The organism is Chitinophaga sp. SYP-B3965 (assembly GCF_009647655.1).
Taxonomy (GTDB): Bacteria; Bacteroidota; Bacteroidia; order Chitinophagales; family Chitinophagaceae; genus Chitinophaga.
The window spans coordinates 2,749,609-2,763,589 of the sequence record NZ_WJFD01000001.1 but is presented as its reverse complement, the minus strand read 5'-3'; the positions used below and the strand labels follow the sequence as shown (position 1 = coordinate 2,763,589).

The 13,981-nt window shown below is 43.6% G+C and carries 17 protein-coding genes; 11 read left to right on the top strand and 6 right to left on the bottom strand.

The window, feature by feature from the left end; all coding sequences use genetic code 11:
- Positions 1 to 26: 26 nt before the first annotated feature.
- Positions 27 to 782: a hypothetical protein gene (locus tag GFS24_RS10870; RefSeq protein WP_153659586.1), complete on the top strand. Its 756-nt coding sequence runs from the start codon at positions 27 to 29 to the stop codon at positions 780 to 782.
- On the opposite strand, the gene GFS24_RS10865 is transcribed toward GFS24_RS10870, so the two are convergent.
- Complete coding sequence (locus GFS24_RS10865) at positions 772 to 2,106, bottom strand: MATE family efflux transporter (protein WP_153659585.1); 1,335 nt, start codon at positions 2,104 to 2,106, stop codon at positions 772 to 774. The two genes, GFS24_RS10870 and GFS24_RS10865, sit on opposite strands and share 11 nt — an antisense overlap.
- Positions 2,107 to 2,210: 104 nt before the next feature.
- On the opposite strand from GFS24_RS10865, the gene GFS24_RS10860 reads away from it, so the two are divergent.
- From GFS24_RS10860 to GFS24_RS10845, 4 genes are read left to right on the top strand one after another with little or no spacing between them, the layout of a single operon-like run.
- Positions 2,211 to 3,086: a DUF3822 family protein gene (locus GFS24_RS10860; protein WP_153659584.1), complete on the top strand. Its 876-nt coding sequence runs from the start codon at positions 2,211 to 2,213 to the stop codon at positions 3,084 to 3,086.
- Positions 3,077 to 3,643, top strand: a complete 567-nt coding sequence (locus tag GFS24_RS10855) for an RsmD family RNA methyltransferase (RefSeq protein ID WP_153659583.1) — start codon at positions 3,077 to 3,079, stop codon at positions 3,641 to 3,643. Before GFS24_RS10860 ends, GFS24_RS10855 begins: the two co-directional genes overlap by 10 nt.
- A 10-nt stretch (positions 3,644 to 3,653) precedes the next feature.
- On the top strand, positions 3,654 to 4,139 hold the full coding sequence (gene coaD / locus GFS24_RS10850) for a pantetheine-phosphate adenylyltransferase (RefSeq protein ID WP_153659582.1): 486 nt from the start codon (positions 3,654 to 3,656) through the stop codon (positions 4,137 to 4,139).
- Positions 4,136 to 4,576 carry a hotdog fold thioesterase gene (locus tag GFS24_RS10845; RefSeq protein ID WP_153659581.1) on the top strand — a complete coding sequence of 147 codons (441 nt, stop codon included), beginning with the start codon at positions 4,136 to 4,138 and terminating at the stop codon, positions 4,574 to 4,576. Before coaD ends, GFS24_RS10845 begins: the two co-directional genes overlap by 4 nt.
- Here the strand turns inward: GFS24_RS10845 and GFS24_RS10840 are convergent.
- Both GFS24_RS10840 and GFS24_RS10835 read right to left on the bottom strand, forming a co-directional pair.
- Entirely contained in the window at positions 4,573 to 5,298 is a 726-nt protein-coding gene (locus GFS24_RS10840; protein WP_153659580.1) for a bifunctional 2-polyprenyl-6-hydroxyphenol methylase/3-demethylubiquinol 3-O-methyltransferase UbiG, read from the bottom strand. The genes GFS24_RS10845 and GFS24_RS10840 overlap by 4 nt on opposite strands.
- 2 nt (positions 5,299 to 5,300) lie before the next feature.
- Positions 5,301 to 5,927 (bottom strand): NUDIX hydrolase, encoded by a 627-nt coding sequence (locus GFS24_RS10835; RefSeq protein ID WP_153659579.1) that lies wholly within the window; start codon positions 5,925 to 5,927, stop codon positions 5,301 to 5,303.
- A gap of 38 nt (positions 5,928 to 5,965) precedes the next feature.
- On the opposite strand from GFS24_RS10835, the gene pyrE reads away from it, so the two are divergent.
- Both pyrE and GFS24_RS10825 read left to right on the top strand, forming a co-directional pair.
- Positions 5,966 to 6,601: an orotate phosphoribosyltransferase gene (gene pyrE, locus GFS24_RS10830; protein ID WP_153659578.1), complete on the top strand. Its 636-nt coding sequence runs from the start codon at positions 5,966 to 5,968 to the stop codon at positions 6,599 to 6,601.
- A gap of 54 nt (positions 6,602 to 6,655) precedes the next feature.
- The gene (locus GFS24_RS10825; protein ID WP_153659577.1) at positions 6,656 to 7,036 is read left to right on the top strand and encodes a heavy-metal-associated domain-containing protein; all 381 of its coding nucleotides are present in this window, start codon (positions 6,656 to 6,658) and stop codon (positions 7,034 to 7,036) included.
- 628 nt (positions 7,037 to 7,664) lie between these two features.
- On the opposite strand, the gene GFS24_RS10820 is transcribed toward GFS24_RS10825, so the two are convergent.
- The gene (locus GFS24_RS10820; RefSeq protein ID WP_153659576.1) at positions 7,665 to 8,120 is read right to left on the bottom strand and encodes an LEA type 2 family protein; all 456 of its coding nucleotides are present in this window, start codon (positions 8,118 to 8,120) and stop codon (positions 7,665 to 7,667) included.
- Positions 8,121 to 8,462: 342 nt separating this feature from the next.
- Between GFS24_RS10820 and GFS24_RS10815 the strand changes: the two genes are divergently transcribed.
- From GFS24_RS10815 to GFS24_RS10805, 3 genes are all read left to right on the top strand, one after another.
- On the top strand, positions 8,463 to 9,092 hold the full coding sequence (locus tag GFS24_RS10815; protein WP_153659575.1) for a WbqC family protein: 630 nt from the start codon (positions 8,463 to 8,465) through the stop codon (positions 9,090 to 9,092).
- 294 nt (positions 9,093 to 9,386) lie between these two features.
- Positions 9,387 to 10,784 carry an arginine decarboxylase gene (locus GFS24_RS10810; RefSeq protein WP_153659574.1) on the top strand — a complete coding sequence of 466 codons (1,398 nt, stop codon included), beginning with the start codon at positions 9,387 to 9,389 and terminating at the stop codon, positions 10,782 to 10,784.
- Between the two features lie 492 nt (positions 10,785 to 11,276).
- The gene (locus GFS24_RS10805) at positions 11,277 to 11,738 is read left to right on the top strand and encodes a nuclear transport factor 2 family protein (protein WP_153659573.1); all 462 of its coding nucleotides are present in this window, start codon (positions 11,277 to 11,279) and stop codon (positions 11,736 to 11,738) included.
- Between the two features lies 1 nt (position 11,739).
- Here GFS24_RS10805 and GFS24_RS10800 read toward each other — a convergent pair whose 3' ends face one another.
- Positions 11,740 to 12,576: a hypothetical protein gene (locus GFS24_RS10800; protein ID WP_153659572.1), complete on the bottom strand. Its 837-nt coding sequence runs from the start codon at positions 12,574 to 12,576 to the stop codon at positions 11,740 to 11,742.
- Positions 12,577 to 12,742: 166 nt separating this feature from the next.
- Positions 12,743 to 13,183 (bottom strand): Hsp20/alpha crystallin family protein, encoded by a 441-nt coding sequence (locus tag GFS24_RS10795; protein WP_153659571.1) that lies wholly within the window; start codon positions 13,181 to 13,183, stop codon positions 12,743 to 12,745.
- Positions 13,184 to 13,405: 222 nt separating this feature from the next.
- On the opposite strand from GFS24_RS10795, the gene GFS24_RS10790 reads away from it, so the two are divergent.
- Entirely contained in the window at positions 13,406 to 13,819 is a 414-nt protein-coding gene (locus tag GFS24_RS10790; protein WP_153659570.1) for a BrxA/BrxB family bacilliredoxin, read from the top strand.
- Positions 13,820 to 13,981: the final 162 nt, after the last annotated feature.

Below are 13,981 nucleotides of genomic sequence, written 5' to 3'. Positions count from 1 at the left end.
GGTACCCGTAAATTCAATAAAGTCCTATGCTTAAGAAAACCATTTTACTTTTTCTAACCTGCTGGGTTTCTCTTTCCCTGCAAGCGCAATCTGTTGAAGAATTGTTTGCTCAGGCACAAATGCTTGAAAAACAAATGAAAGACGGCGAAGCACTCGCGAAATACAAAGAAGTATTACAGGTGTCTCCCGGTCATGTTGCTTCCTTTAGCCAGGCCAGCCTCATCTGCGGAAGAGAAGGGGGCAGGCAGAAAGACAAAGCGCAGAAGCTGGAGTTTTTCAATAACGCAAAGATCTATGCTTTCGAGGCTTTAAAAGTAGAGCCGGAAAATCCCACTGCCAATTACGCCATGGCCATGACCTGGGCATATATCGGATCGATATCCGGTGCAAAGGAAAAAGTAGCTGCTTTCTCAGAAACGAAAAAGTATGCAGACCTGGCCATTAAGTTCAAACCGGATTATGCAGAAGTATATCATCTCCTGGGAAAATGGAATTATGATCTTTCCAACCTGAGTGGTATTGAAAAGGCAGCTGCAAAAGTATTGTTCGGTGGAGTGCCACCCGGTACCATAGAAGAAGCGATTGCCAGTTATGAAAAATGCAACCAGCTAAAAGCCAGCATCATACAGAACTATCTTGATCTGGCCATTGCTTTCCGGCATAGTAACAAGGAAACACAGGCCATGGAAATCCTGAATAAAGGCCTGCGGCTCCGTCCTATTTTATCGGATGATCAGGGTTATAAGATGGAAATGAAGAAGATGCTGGACGCTATGCAATAGTTTTCCCTTTCCATCTTCCACTCCTTAAGTACCATAACGCCAGCGAGAACATCGTGGTCCAATACACGAATTCAGCTCCCCAGGCCCAATGCAACGGGCTCTGCCAGCGTTCTATTACCACAAAACAATAGATCAGGTATACCGTAACTGCCGCAAACTCAATGAATAAATTGATGCGTGTATTACCCGTGCCGGTAACACCATTAAATACGATCGCCGTGATAGAAGAAAGCAAGGTGACTAGTGTGCATACATGGATAGAGGGAAGTGCTTCCGTGATCATAGCGGTATCTGCTGTGTAGATATGCAGCAACTGATAAGGAAAGATGTTGATCAGCAAACTTACTACCATCGCGCAAAGCAGCGCAAATCCACCGATCTTCTTTACTACGCTCACCACTTCATTTTCCCGCCCCTGCCCGATAAGATTACTGACCATCGTATTACAGGTTGAGGCCAATGCCCAGGTGAAAATACCAAAGAGCCCAAAGATGCTCCGCATCATATTGGAAATAGCCAGTGGTCTTTGCCCCAGGTGTTCTATAAATATAAAGAAGATCAGCCAGCTGCCGATGCTGAAGAGGAATTGTACGATCAGGGGCGCAGAAATGGTAAGGATATTACGGATGGATGTCCAGTCCGGTTTAAGCCAGGTGAACAGGTGGAATTTTATGTGGAACTTAAAGCCGAGTAACAAACAAAATGCCACCACAAACCCCACGAACTCCGCAATAATAGATGCATAAGCAGCGCCATTCAAACCCAATGCCGGCAAGCCCATTTTGCCAAAGATCAGTCCATAATCCAAACCAATGTTCACGGCTTCCTGGAAAAGAGAAGTAATAGCCAGCAGACGTGTATTACCGGTGCCGGTATAAAATGCATTGCATAACCCCATCAGCATCAGGAAAGGCAAACCCCAGATACGGATACGGGTGAACGAAGTGGCAGCATCCCGGATATTGGGGTCGTGCAGGCTGTGCGCAAAAAAGTAAGGCGCCAGTGCATAAGTGATCACGATAGCGATGGCAGAAAAGAGGAGGGCCAGCAGAATGCCATTGGAAAAGTAACGGCCCATACCTGCATAATTCAATTCTCCCGCCCTCCGGGCAAAAAGGACCTGCAAACCACTGTTCAATCCATAAGCGATCATGTACATGACCAGGTAATAGATACCGGCAATGCCGTTCACGGCAAAAGGGAATTCCCCCAGGTGACCCAAAAAGGCGGCATTGGTCATGTGATTGATCTGGGGCAGGATCAGGGCCAGGCAGATAGGGCCAGCAATCTTCAGGATCTGTTTATTGGATACGTCTACTTGCATGCTTTTCCCCGGGTTTCCGTTGGGCGATGCAAAAATACGGCCTTTAAGCCATCCTTAACTCTCATTTATTTTGATTATTATTGTGCCTTACAATACTGAAACGCATGCCTGTGGCTTATACGATACAACCGACTTACGCGATAGACGATGCCACTTTGCTGGAAACGGATCTGACGATCTGCACCCTGCTGGTGCTGATCGGCAGCGGCACCTTCAGTTATGCTGTACTGGCGCCCACCACCCGCAAATTCCTGGCCCTGAAAAGTTATAGCTATCAGCCTAAAACCTTGGCTGTGGCTGATCTGGAAATGATAGAACAGATCTTTGATGCAGATAAATTACTGTTTACCGCTTTCAAAGAAGTACTACTGGGCTTTGATTCTCCGGATAATACCTTAGTGCCGGAACCATTATTTGCGGGTCAGTTGAAAAAGGATTACCTCCATGTGGCACACCTGGAAAGGATCCAGGAAGCGGTACTATCAGACAGTTTGCCGGAACTGGGTATGGTGAATGTATATGCTACGGATAAAGATATCCTGGGTTTTCTGCGGAAGGAGTTTTCTTCAGACCGGGTGGTACATGCCCACTCTGCATTGCTGAAGTCTTACAAACAGGATCGCGATATCATGTTCTCAGACGGGGTGGTGTTCATTGAGGTACAACAGCAGCAATTTGCGCTAACCATCTATGCCGCCGGTAAATTATTGCTGCAACAGCAGCTGCCTTACCGGAGTGGATTGGATATTGTATACTACATCGTTAATTCTCTCCGCCAGCTGGACCTCACGGAACTGCAGGCAAAAATAAAACTGGGTGGCGCGCTCACAAAAGACTCCCAGGTGTACCAGGAACTGAACCGTTTTTTACCACGGCTGGACTGGGTGAATAAGCCGGAAGGGTTCCTCTACATCGGCAAGATGAATGAAGTACCTGCACATCATTTTCACAATCTTTATGCATTGGCCTTATGCGTATAGTAGGAGGAGCAATGGGTGGCAGGAAGATCAGCCCTCCTGCCAATATGCCGCATACCCGTCCAACAACGGACCTTGCGAAGGGCGGCCTGTTCAATATTATCGAAAACAACCTGGATATTTCCGCGCTCAAAACGCTGGACATCTTTGGTGGTACAGGTGCTATCAGTTATGAACTGGCATCCCGCGGCGCAACAGATCAGACGATTGTGGAAAAGGATAATGCCATGGCGGATTTTATCGCCAAAACAGCAGAGATGCTGGATGTGAAATTGAAACTGGTGCGGATGGATGTATTCAAATACCTGCAGCAATGTACCGAGCAGTTCGATTTCATTTTTGCCGGCCCTCCTTATCAGCTCACTAACATTGATGATCTGCCGAAGATCATTTTTGAAAGGCAATTACTGAAACCGGAAGGATGGTTTGTGATAGAACATACACCACGCAATAATTACGAGCAGTTTAGCTATTTCCGCTCAAAAAGAAATTACGGAACCACCATATTTTCCATATTCATTAACCGGGAAGAACTGAGGAAACCCTCGGCCGGCGAATAATATTTACCATATGCAACGTATCTGCTTATTCCCAGGAACCTTTGATCCCGTTACCCTTGGTCATACCGATATTATTGATCGTGCACTGCCTTTATTTGATGAACTGGTGATAGGTATTGGTATCAATTCCAGCAAGGTGCCCATGTTCACTGTGGAGCAGCGGGTGGAATGGATCCGGGAGATCTATAAGCATGAACCTAAGATCAAAGTGGCTTCCTACGAAGGGCTTACCGTGAATTTCTGTAAAGAGATCAATGCCCAGTTCATCTTACGCGGTATCCGTTACGTGAGTGATTTTGAATATGAAAAAGCCATTGCGGATATCAATCGTAAAATGGATCATGAAGTAGAAACCATCTTCCTCACCTGTTCTCCTGAATATTCAACCATCGCTTCCACATTGGTGCGCGATGTGATCAGGTATAAGGGAGACGCCGCACAATTCCTGCCGGATGTTGTAGCGAATGCGATCAAGCTCAAACCTTCTTCTATATGAAATCTATCTGGTTCTCGCTGGACATATCATTGGATCAGCTCAACGAAATGGGCAAGGATACCATGGCCGCTTTGCTGGGGATGGAATTTACGGAGATAGGCCCGGATTGCCTGCGTGCCATGATGCCGGTAGATCATCGTACCAAACAACCTTATGGTTTGTTACATGGTGGTGCTTCTGCTGCGCTGGCTGAAACCGTTGGCAGTGTTGCTTCTGCGCTGATCATAGATCCTGAAAAACAGATCTGTGTCGGGCTGGAGATCAACGCTAATCATATCCGCGGGATCAAAGAAGGGTATGTGCATGCGTTGGTGAAACCCTTACACATTGGGGGTTCTACCCATGTTTGGGACATCCGCATTACAGATGATCATCATAAGCTGGTATGTGTGAGCAGATTGACGGTAGCTATTTTGCCTAAGCGGCCTGCTGTTTAGTTCCGCTTTTGTGCTACGAGATAATGCATCCGCATGATCACTTCATGATCGTGTACCAGGAACCCGGCATTAGTTAGCATCATTTTTACCTGTTCAACTCCCAAACGCAGTTTCTGATAACTGCTTACCTTCTGTATCCACTGCCCGTTCTGCTTTTCCAGCAACATATCAAACACTCTTACAAAACCGGGGAAATATTCCAGGAAGCAGGTATGGATCCTTTCGTCATCTGCTTTAACGGGTACAAATCTTTCTTCATTTTCCAAAGCCTGCGTAAGATCACGGAAAGAAAGCACCAGTTTACCATTGGGCAACAGCATATTGTACCACTCCTTTATTAATGTAGATACAACTTCCGCACTTTCCAGGTGTGTGAGTGTATCACCCATACACGTTATCAGTTCCGTTTCCATGGAATACTGATTGGTGTTGGTGATATTAGCCAGGATGGTCCTTACGGAGCGGCCTTTTGTTTGGGCATTGAGTTCAGACAGCAGGTGCTGGTTGAAATCCACCGCGTATACCGTGTATCCAAGGTTGGCAAGGGAAACGGTTTGCAGTCCATGTCCTGCACCCAGGTCAATGGCTGCATGGTTGGCGAAAGGCGCTATTTGCTTGCTGACGAAGTAGGCTTCCTGTTCTTTTTGCTTTGTTTCGAAATTACCGGTCATCCAGGCATAGAAGGCTGCCAGGTGATTGTCGTAATGGGATTGTACGCTCATAGTTATAGTTTATAGCCTGCTTTCAGTAGCACATCAATGATATTCTGGTAGGAGTATTGCATGTATTTGCCCAGGTTCTCCGGGCGGATCCATTGAATATCCAGGATATCTTCTTCGATCTGACCCACCGTTAATTCTGTTCCCGTAAAATACATCCGGTACCAGTGGCTGTGTTTCAGGATCTTCTTTTGTTTGAGGGGATAATAGTGGAAGGTTTCCGTGATCTTATGCCCCAGTTTAATGGTATGTAAGCCGGTTTCCTCGTGAACTTCCCGCAGAGCACACTCTTCCAGTGTTTCGCCATCATCCCATTTGCCTTTCGGAAGGTCCCACTTTCCTCTTCTGAACATCAATAATACTTCATTCTCCGGATTTGTGATCAAACCACCGGCTGCTTCATATACTGTGAACTGCGCTTTTATCTTTTCAACCACTGTATCCGGGGCAGCATGGCGAAATACTGCCATCGGCAATTCATTCTTATCCAGCAGGGTAATGGACTGCTCAATTTCTTTTTCCGTTGGGGAAAAAAGGGTGGGAGCACCGATGTATTTGGGATCCAGCTTAGTCTGAGTGCCCGCAATGACGATGGGCCTTTCGTTTATATAGATGGTAACGGGTATTTCCATGCTGCAAAATTAGGGTATTATTGTACTTTTGCCGCGTTATGAACAAGATCAGCGAAAAACAGGTAGCAGAGAAACTACTTCAGATTCAGGCCGTTAAGCTAAGCCCGGCAAAGCCTTTCACCTGGGCATCCGGATGGAAATCTCCCATCTACTGCGACAATCGTACGGTATTGTCCTTCCCGTATATCCGTGACTATATCAAGTCGGAATTATCTAATACCGTATTTGAAAGTTTCCCGGATGCAGCGGTGATTGCAGGCGTAGCCACAGCAGGTATCCCACATGGTGCCCTGGTGGCGGATCAGCTGAAACTTCCTTTTATCTATGTGCGTTCCAAACCAAAAGAACATGGAATGGGCAACCAGATCGAAGGTGTATTACAACCCGGCCAACCGGTTGTAGTAATAGAAGACCTGATCTCTACCGGCAAAAGTAGCCTGGAAGCGGTACAGGCTATCCGTGCAGCAGGAGGAGAAGTGATAGGGATGGTTTCTATCTTTAATTATGGTTTTGATATCGCGGTGAAAGCATTTGAAGCAGCCGGCGTTACCTATAAATCACTCAGTAACTACAGTGCTTTAATAGAACTCGCTGTGGAAAAAGGCCTGGTTTCTGCTACAGAGCAGGAAACATTGCAAGCCTGGCGTGCTGCGCCCGATGTATGGGGGAAATAATGGTATATATTGAGGAATTTTTGTATATTGTGAATAGATAAAAAAAATCATGCTATGCGTATTATTAAATTAGTGATCGTGCTTTTGCTCACTGGGGCAGGAGTTTCAATGGCCCAGGTGAAGAAAGGCACGCTGGTGACTGCTAAGATAAAAACACCCACTGTTCAGTGTAACATGTGCAAAGACGCTATTCAGCGTTATTTCCTGAAAGAGGAAGGTGTGAAATCGATGGTAGTGGATGTGAAGAAGAAAGAAGCGACTGTTAAATATTATACAGACCGCACCAACATCGAGAACATTAAAACGGGGATTGCTAACGCAGGATATGATGCGGATGATGTAACGGCTAATCCTGATTCTTACAATGATCTGCCTAAGTGTTGCAAGAAACCGGAAGATGGTGGTGGTCCGTTGAATCCGAAAAAGAAAGGATAGTTTCTTCTTTTATAAAGATCTTTTAGCCTCCCGGTGATTTCCGGGGGGCTTTTTTTTGCTTTGGATGGGAGGGTAGGAAGTAGAAAACAACCAAATCTGGTTATCCAAAAAGAGAAATTTATCCCCTTATTGACATCTCGAAAAGCGAAAAATCAACCTTTTCGAACACTCGAAAAATGCAAGATCACCCCAATTTCATCACCCCAAAAAAAGAGAAATCCATCCCTTAGCCGGTATCTCAAAAGTGAAAAATCCACCTTCCCGAACATTGAGAAATGCAAAAATCAACCGAGTTCATCACCCCAAAAAAGAGAAATCCATCCCTTAACCGGTATCTCAAAAGTGAAAAACCCACCTTCCTGAACGCTCAAAAATGCAAAAATCAACCAGGTCCATCACCCCCAAAATGAGAAATCCATCCCTTAGCCAGTATTTCAAAAGTGAAAAATCCACCTTCCTCAGACGCTCAAAAACGCAAAAAATACCCCAATCCGATCACCCGGAAATGAGAAATTCATCCCTTAACCAGCATCTCAAAAAGTGAAAAAATCACCACCTTCAACCCTCAAAAAAGGAGAAAATCCCTCTTCCTGGAGTCACCCAAAAAACGCCTCTCACTTCTCAAAAATCAGAAAAAGTCAATTTTTTGCTTCGTTTCACATTTGATCGGGAAGGGTAAAAAAATACCTTTTTTACCCACTTTGCAATTTCCGGCTGCCTTAATTGTGACCTCTTTATTGGTCAATGCACCGAGTAAATTTTGAAAAACATGCCCCATATCCACCTCCAGTTTTACTGGAAAATAGAACGTATCCCGGGCAGGAATTTCGATCAGGGTATCCTGGAGGGAGTGACCCACTTTTGTGTCATCGAGGAAAATATCGAACTCCGCATCCTTCAAACGGAGCGAAAAATTGTTTGGGTTATAATAGGCCAATTCCATCTTAACGGTACTTTTTGAGAACCCCAGATTGTCGAAATTAAAGCTGGCTACCCGGAGAAATTCCAGGTCTTTCATCTTGCCACAAGAACTGATCGACCCCCAAAGTAAGAGGACCAGGATGCCCCATTGAAACCTTTTCATGAATGATGGATTAGCGTAAAATTCCCCAAACGTACAAAACTCCCCCTTAATAAGAAGTTAAGATTTAAAACCGGAAGGCTGGGAGCGACCCCTGTACTTCGCATTTCACTTTAAGTAAAAAGTGGTCAAAATCAATCATTTTTAAGACTAATAACTTTAGTAAATTTGTTGACTTTTAAACTTCTGCTTAAAGTAAAACTTTGCTAAAGCTAATAGCATATTTAATATAGTTCTATGAACTGTTATTCAATAAATTATGTTGTTATAACTGTAGCTTAACATTTAATTGTAGGCAGCGCAAAATGATTGATTTTACACCTTGAAACTTTTAATTGTGACTATATGACAGAACAGTCCGGAAACAAAACTTTACTTATTGAATCTCAATACTTTCCGCCAATTTGTTTTTATAAAACTTTAATTGAAGCAGATATATTAAAGATAGAGAGATATGAACACTACCAAAAGGTCAGTTACCGCAATCGTTGTTATGTTGCCGGACCCAATGGAAAGATCCTTTTAAGCGTTCCCCTATCGAAGGGAAAAAATCAACGGACAATTATGAAGGACGTCCGGATCAGTAATGAGGAAAATTGGCAGGGGCTCCATTGGAAGACTTTAACTTCTGCTTATCGCCGGTCCCCCTGGTTTGAATATTTTGAAAATGACCTCGAGGGGTTATATGAGCAAAAATTCGATTTCCTCCTGGATTGGAATATGGCCTGCCTCGAATGGGCCAACAAGGTGCTGGGTATTTCAAAAGCCGTAACCCTGACCGACCAGTTTGAAAAGTCATACGATGCCGGCACCGGCATCCTGGATAAAAGGGATCATTTCGTACCTGGCGAAAGCGGGGATAACCTTCCAACCTATAACCAGGTTTTTGGTGAGCGGACCGGTTTCTTCCCGAACCTTAGCATCCTTGATCTGTTATTCTGTGAAGGAAAGAGGGGATTGGAACTACTGAAGTGATTATGAAGGGGTTGTACTTTTCAAGGGTTAAGAGGCTAGTACCTCAATTGTTTAGTATTTATATTTGATATAAAAGCAATTAAATTGCTGTAAATCAATTATATAGTTAGATATAAAACCTTTCATAAAAAAGATAAATTTTTTTTGGAAATGCATTGGAACAAAATTGTAGATTTGCATCCAATTTTGCTGGTCAAACGACTTACGTAGGTGTATAAACCAGAAGTTTCCAGCTCATTTAAAATGTGGTTTAAGTTTTACTAACTAATCCTTAAAATTCATTCACAGCGTTAAATGAACAACACCTACACGGACCTCGTTCACCAAACCTTTGAATTCCCGCAAGAGGGTTTCGAAGTGAAGGATAACAATCTCGAATTTAACGGGTTGGATATCCGGGCCTTGATTGACAAATACGGAACACCGTTCAAGTTGACCTACCTTCCAAAAATCGGAATGCAGATCAACCGGGCAAAAAAGATGTTCCAGGACGCAATTAAGAAGAATAAGTATGAAGGCAATTATTATTACTGCTATTGTACTAAAAGTTCCCACTTCTCCTTTATAATGGAGGAGACCCTGAAGCATCAGGTGCACATCGAAACTTCCTTTGCTTACGACCTGGACATTGTGACCAAGTTGTATGAACGGAAGAAGATCACGAAAGATGTGTTTGTGATCTGCAACGGATATAAGACAAAGACTTATACCCGTAGTATCGCCAAATTGATCAATAGCGGTTTTACCAACGTACTGCCGGTATTAGACAATAAAGAGGAGCTGGAGGACTACTCCAAATTCGTCAGATCCAAAAACCCGGTTAAACTGGGGATCAGGATCGCAGCGGAAGAGGAACCAACGTTTGACTTTTATACCTCCCGTTTGGGAATCGCCTCCAGGGACATCCTCGAATTTTACGTGGACAAGCTGAAGGGGAATCCGAAGTTTGAGCTGAAAATGCTCCACTTCTTTATGAACAAGGGGATCAAAGACGATATCTTTTACTGGAGCCAGTTCAATAAAGTATTAAACCTTTATTGTCAGCTGAAGAAGATCTGTCCGGAATTGGAGAGTATCAACCTCGGTGGTGGTTTCCCGATCAAACACTCCCTGGGTTTTGATTACGATTACGCTTACATCGTAAACGAGATCGTAGCCAACATCAAGAGTGTTTGTAAAAAGAACAAGGTACCCACACCGGATATTTACACCGAGTTCGGGTCCTTCACAGTGGGAGAGAGTGGTGCCGTTATCTACAGCGTACTGGGCGAAAAGCAACAGAACGACCGGGAGAACTGGTACATGATCGATAGTTCTTTCATTACTACTTTGCCAGACACCTGGGGTATCGGGGAGAAGTTCCTGATGCTGCCCATTAATAAATGGGACCAGGAATACCAGGAGGTGCATCTTGGAGGGCTGACCTGTGACGGTTACGACTTCTACACCTCGGAAGAACACATTAATGCCGTGTTCCTTCCCAAGCTGACAAACGGGGAACCATTGTATATAGGTTTCTTCCACACCGGCGCCTACCAGGATCAGTTAAGTGGGTATGGAGGTATCAAGCACTGCCTGATCCCTTCCCCGAAACATGTGATCGTAGGCACGGACAAAAACGGACAATTAAAAGATTGGTTATATGCCAAGGAGCAAACCTCCCAGAGCATGTTAAAGATTTTGGGTTATTAAAAAAATGGGTTAGTAATCCACTTAAAAACCCCTCGGTTCTCCGAGGGGTTTCTTTTTTGTATAAATTCATATATAAGAATAACCGTTTATACGAATTCCCGCTTTCTCCTAAATTGCAAGTAGTACCTTAATGACCATAATTGAAAATGCTCTCCTTGGGGGAGAGCATTCAAAATTTCATAGGATAGATCGATCCAACATTCATAGCAAGGGACAAATGAAACTCAAGGCATAGAGAAATAAGAAAACTTCACGGTACAGAGTAAAAAGGAAAACTTCAAGGCATAGAGTAAAAGGGAAAATAATTCAGGTACAGAGCAATAGGAATAATAGGCATATGGTCAATAGGTTATGATAGGACAAATGTAGTTGGAGAAAGATCGATTGCAAATACCATTTAGTTGTATCTTTTTACAACTTATTAACGGAAAAAACGTTGCTAACAATTTCCAAACATAATAATCGATTTTAAATTAAATAATATCAATATTTATGAAACGTTATTATGCGATCCTCTTCATTTTATTGCTTATATGTTCTTATCCAGTACTGGCACAGTCTTCCGAGGAGGTTGCGGTAAAAAGTGCCATTCAGCAACTCTTTGACGGCATGAAGAAGGGCGATAGCGCAATGGTAAAGGCTGTGTTTGCAGAAAGGGCTGTTTTGCATACCATCCAGAATAAAAAAGATAGTACAACAACCATTGGGGCGCTAACGTTAGCACAATTTTTGGTGGCGGTTGGTACGCCTCACACGGACGTGTGGGATGAGCGGATTACGTTTGACAAGATATTGATCGACGGATCGTTAGCAAGTGTATGGACTCCTTATCGTTTTTTCCTCAACGACCAGTTTTCCCATTGCGGGGTCAATTCTTTTCAGTTATATAAAACAGGAACGGGCTGGAAGATCATCTACCTGGTAGATACCCGCCGAAAAGATAAGTGCCTGTAAGTTATTTTTCTGCTTTGGGGCCATCCAGGTAATGGATAGCAGTATCGCACTGTTTTTCAATCTCTGAAAAGCAGGCATCCAGTAATTCAATATTCCCTTCCAGGTATTCACTCTTTCCGGAGCGGGAGAGGCCTTTTACCAACAGGAACTGTTTGGTGAGGTTTTGATTGATCAGGGCAGAGAACTGTTGCTGTTCCTCCATAGCCCGTTGCTGCTCCAGCCGGGCAATGTTCCTGTAATAAACACCCCATACCCTCAGGCATAGTATCAGGAAGGCCGTCATGTAAAAAGGGGTGGCCAGGTATTTATCAGTAACGGAATAAGTAGGGGGAAGCAATACCGGGATGTTCTGTATTTTCATAAATGCTACCAGCACAAGGTATAGGAACAAAATAGTACCCAGCGCCAGCGCCGTACGAAGATTGACAACAAAATAACCCAGCAGGCAGGACATCAACCAGGGTATAGCATATAAGGGGGATACATCCAGATCGTTGGCAAAAGAGGAAAGCATGGGAATGATCATCGTATTCAATGCTGCAATAGTTCCTACTACGGGAACAGAAACACCGGACCTCATCAGGATAAGGCAAAGTGCAAAAATAGCATAGAAGGTTCCGTTCACCATCAGGTTAGTATAATCCTGCACATATATTAAAGTGAAGAATACCGGACTTATCAAAAGACAGTAGAAGAAGATAAAGTCGAACAGCATCTTGATGCGTGCCTGTTCAAGTGAATTGGTTGTGCGCTGGATAAGCTTAGCTGTTACCGTTCTTTCGGCACTTCCATATATATTATTGGCTAAAACACGAAGACTCCTGATGGTTGTTAACATGGAAAGAGGCGTAAACAGTTTAGTAGTTCTACCAGCAAGGTACTCTGATCTGCTATCCTGCACATTAAACGTTAGTGGTAATTTGACGGGCACAAAAAAAGAGCCGCTCCAGGGGAGCAGCTCTTTGTAAGTCGAATCTGAGATCAAATCACAACTATTCCTAACCCTATGCAACTATAATTTCTTTTGCGGTTTCCTGTTTTGCCTCTTTTTTAGGCAGGGTCAGTTTCAGGACGCCGTTGTCGTATTTAGCATTGATCTTCTCTGCATCCACATTTTCATCCAGGGTAAATGACCTGGAGAAGGAGCGGAAGCTGAATTCCCTGCGGATCTGTTTTTCATTCTCCACTTTCTGTTCTGTTTTCTTTTCAGAACTGATCGTCAGGGTCTGGCCATCCAGGTTGATCTTAAAATCACCTTTCTCGAAACCAGGCGCTACAACATCCAACACATAAGCATCTTTTGTTTCTCGGATGTTCACGGGTGCGTGTGCACCGAAAAAATCCGAAGTAGCGAAGTCCTTATTAATGAACTTGCCATTGAAAATATCGTCCATAATACCGCTCAGGGTCTTAACCGGTTGTTGATTGAATTTTACGAGTGTCATAGTCTTTATAATTTTTTAAGTGAAACCATTTTAAGTTTATCGGTCACGCAGGGAGTAGATCAAACGGAATACCAATGCCAGAAAGCTGCTATTTTGTTAGGCAAGTGCTGTTTGAATAAGACATAATGTCGTTTTTAGTAATTGTTGCAAGACATAATGTCGTTTTCTTATTATTTATTTATGTTTGTCGATATATTATTAACTTTGCAAAAAAGGAATATTATGTACCCTGCGGAACTCGTGATGCCGATGAAGGCAGAATTAACAGATAATGGTTTTGAAGAATTGCTGACACCTGCAAAGGTGGATGAAACCATATCTAAGGAAGGCACCACCCTGGTGATGATCAACTCTGTATGTGGTTGCTCAGCGGGTACTGCCCGCCCTGGTGTTTTGATGGCTGTGGCTACCAGTGAAAAGAAACCAGATAGGCTGACTACCAGCTTTGCCGGTTTTGATGGTGATGCTGTTAAGCAGATCCGTTCTCACCTGTTGCCTTATCCTCCCTCTTCACCTGCTATAGCATTGTTTAAAGACGGACAACTGGTGCATTTCATAGAACGTCACATGATTGAAGGACGTTCAGCACAATTGATCGCAACCAATTTATTGGCTGCATTTGACGAGTATTGTTAATTCAATTGTGCTTTTTCGATTATCAACCTTTATAAAGGATATTATCTTTTATGAACGGGAATTGATAATTCGTAATTGAAAAGCTAACTTGGTGGTTTGATTTTCCTCTTGATATAATTCGGCTTTGTTCATAGGAAAATTCAGATCACCATTTTTTTACGC